Raw genomic sequence first — 3273 nt, forward strand, 5'->3', positions numbered from 1 at the left:
ATGCTGACTTTGGGTAGTACACCAAGCGATGCTCCAGCTGGTACATTTGGCTTGGTCAATCTATTTGGCTTTCTTTGTATTGTGCCGCTAACGGTATTATTTGCACCAGTAGGGGTATCACTGGCTGCAAAATTAGATGCGGTAAAACTGAAAAGAATCTTTTCCTTAGTATTACTATTGACTGGTTTACGTATGTTGGTGCAACTTTTATTATGAGCTTTGTTTCTATCTACATAGTAAATGATTCGATTGATGAATAAAAATAATATAACTTCATCAATCGATGAATGTAGTTCATCATTAAAGCCAGTAGTTCATCTTTAAAGCTAAATATAGGAGTCAACAGGTGTTAGAAAGGATCCATTTAGAAATACTCACTGCAATCAAAGATCACGGAACCCTAACAAAAGCTGCTGATTCGTTGCACTTATCCCAATCTGCGTTAAGTCACAGTATCAAAAAACTAGAAGGGCAACTTGCTACTCAGATATGGAAAAAAGATGGTCGAAACTTGTGCCTGACACCTGCTGGAGAGCGCATTCAAACGCTCGCTAATAGAGTACTGCCTCAGTTTTTACACACAGAATTATTATTAAATCAAATTTCCAAAGGTGAGATGGGTTCATTAAGAATAGGAATGGAGTGTCACCCGTGTTATCAATGGCTACTTAGAGTCATACAGCCTTATCTAGAGCAGTGGCCTGACATTGATATGGATGTGAAGCAAGAGTTTCAGTTTGGGGCTTTGGGTGCATTACTTAGCTACGAAATAGATGTACTTATTACACCAGATCCGCTTTTTAAGCCTAAAATAGACTATATACCCGTTTTTGAATATGAGCATAGGCTCGTCGTTTCCGAGTCTCACAAACTGGCACAACAAGATTTTGTGTTACCGGAGCAACTCAGCGATGAAAACCTGTTCAGCTACCCTGTGGAGCCACTTAGACTTGATATTTTTAGTCAATTTCTTAACCCTGCAAAGTGCTCAGTAAAGAAACATAAATACATTGAAACAACTGAGATCATGTTGCAGATGGTCGCCGCTGGCAGAGGTATTTGTGCATTGCCCGGCTGGCTAGTGGATGAATACTCAAAATCAATGCCTATCAAAAGTATTCGTTTTGGAAAGAGTGGAATTAGTAAACAGATCTTCGTAGGTATCCGTAAAGACGAACAAAAAATTGATTACCTAAGTGACTTTATTGCTCAAGCTAAAAAAATCAAAATGATCAATGAGTGTAGCTTTTGAAGGCGAGTTTTGAAGGTGCGTTTTGAAGTGTCCCTCATAACTTTTAATTACCCGTAGACAAACCATTTAATACACTTTAAGGGAGTTTTGAGTGAAATTAATGTTTGCAATGAGTGAGCAGGAGTCAATCGCGTTTCATTCAGTCCTATGACCGCTTCACGCCCTGAGTCATTCAAAAAGTTTTTATGCAGCCAAAAGAGATGAATTTCTCTCTTTTATAGATTTTACAATTTGGCTTTTCCTAATTACAAACATTACGTAATCTGGGAAAAATCTAAGTACACAAAATCGCGGGTTTCATGGAGTTTCGGTTTCAAACTTTAATATGCTCGCACAACAAAACACTGCATTCTGTAATGTGTTTTCATCATAGAGCAGTGCAATTACTTGGCCGAATGTGTGTCTTATTATTAACCAGCCTGAGTGCCTTTCAATAAACCAGTATGCCCAGGGCTGTAAACCAAAATATTACAGGTTGTCTTAGTCACAACGTCCGCTATAAATTAGTCAGCCGTACAGAAGATCACCCAACAAAATATTGTGGTATCTGTAACGCATATACCACAATATTTCTGGAGACTGATGCCCTACTCCCACGTAGATATGTTAAAACCGTGGAAAACACAAGCCTATTCAAACAAATAATGTGATCGCAACGGGCCAATCGTTGCGATCACATTATTACTGATCCGTCGGTCATAGGGCCAGAACCGGAGGCTTGGTGTTCAAAGTGCTGTATCGAGAAGCATCATTAAAACAAACCCGATGATAAGCCCACCCGTTGCCCAGCTTTCATGCCCAGCGCGATGGGATTCAGGAATGATTTCATGACTGATTACAAACAGCATTGCACCTGCCGCAATCGCTAACCCCCAAGGCAAAAGGTGAACCGAAAGGCCGATCAATGCGACGCCCAACAGAGCTGCGACAGGCTCCACCAGACCAGAAATAGCGCCAACACTAATCGCTAACCCTCTGCTGTAACCAACGCTCATCAAGGCCAACGCAACCACAAAACCTTCGGGGATATCCTGTATCGCAATACCCACTGCCAGGGCCTTTGCACCCACCAGATCCGGCCCCGCAAATGAAACCCCAATCGCCATGCCCTCAGGAAAGTTGTGCAACACAATTGCCATGACAAAAAGCCAGACCCGCTTAAGCCTTGTTGCCTGCTCGATATTGACCTCAGATCGTGCGCCGCCTTCAAGGCCTTTGACAAAATGTTCATGGGGCACAACCCGCTCAATCATCAGCAAACCCAAAGCGCCCAGTATGATGCCACCGCCAACAATACTGCCAGCCAGCCAGGAACCTGCGCCCTGATCAGCGGCAGTTTCCAGTGCCGGAATAATCAATGAAAACGACGTTGCTGCCAGCATAACCCCAGCGCCAAAGCCCATAAGCGTATCGATAAGACGCTGCGAAAGCTGGCGCGTCAAAATAGCAGGGATCGTACCCAGCGCGGTCGCCGCAGCGGCAAAAAGACCGCCTAGCAGCGCGCCTGTTATGTGCGGATCACCCGCAGCCAAACGTACGTATATGCCGGGCAACAACGCAACGAAACTGCCAATCAGAATCGTCAAAACTAGCCAGTATCGTAATGCCATAGACTCACCTTATGTTTATTATGTCACCAATTTGGCGCCCTGCGCCCGTAGCTAGAGAATCTGCAGGCATTCATCATGCTTGAGTTATGTCATTTACACAAAACCTGGGAATCTCTAATGGAAACCTCTAATGGAAACCTCTAGAGAGTGCTAAAAAGGCCAACAAATCAGGCGTCAGGCCTAAGACGTTTAAGTTATCAAGCAAAGTCTATTTTGATGCCGGGTGCCGACATCACAGATAAGAAAACGTCCTGCACACTAATATGCTCGCCTTCGTCGTTATGTACCTAAACCATTTTTGTCTCTTATACACTTTTGACTCTGCCTACGAAGTGTATACTTTATAGCCCTCATCTCACGGCTTTCTTTCATCACTATTATATGTCTCACACACTCTCCACATCGCGAGTT

2 protein-coding genes and 1 pseudogene are annotated in these 3273 nt (G+C 43.4%); 2 read left to right on the forward strand and 1 reads right to left on the reverse strand.

From position 1 onward, the window contains the following. Window positions 1–216: pseudogene (locus tag QZ562_RS20630) on the forward strand (sulfite exporter TauE/SafE family protein); the annotation flags it as partial. A gap of 130 nt (window positions 217–346) precedes the next feature. Continuing rightward, the gene (locus QZ562_RS20635) at window positions 347–1252 is read left to right on the forward strand and encodes a LysR family transcriptional regulator (protein ID WP_293764527.1); all 906 of its coding nucleotides are present in this window, start codon (window positions 347–349) and stop codon (window positions 1250–1252) included. Window positions 1253–1977: 725 nt separating this feature from the next. On the opposite strand, the gene QZ562_RS20640 is transcribed toward QZ562_RS20635, so the two are convergent. Beyond that, window positions 1978–2862 (reverse strand): ZIP family metal transporter, encoded by an 885-nt coding sequence (locus QZ562_RS20640; protein WP_293764530.1) that lies wholly within the window; start codon window positions 2860–2862, stop codon window positions 1978–1980. Window positions 2863–3273: the final 411 nt, after the last annotated feature.

It is taken from the genome of uncultured Paraglaciecola sp. (assembly GCF_913058035.1).
Classification (GTDB): domain Bacteria; phylum Pseudomonadota; class Gammaproteobacteria; order Enterobacterales; family Alteromonadaceae; genus Paraglaciecola.

Excerpts from the sequence above, each read along its gene's own strand:
- QZ562_RS20640 (WP_293764530.1), bottom strand. The coding sequence starts at position 2,862 with ATGGCATTACGATACTGGCTAGTTTTGACGATTCTGATTGGCAGTTTC.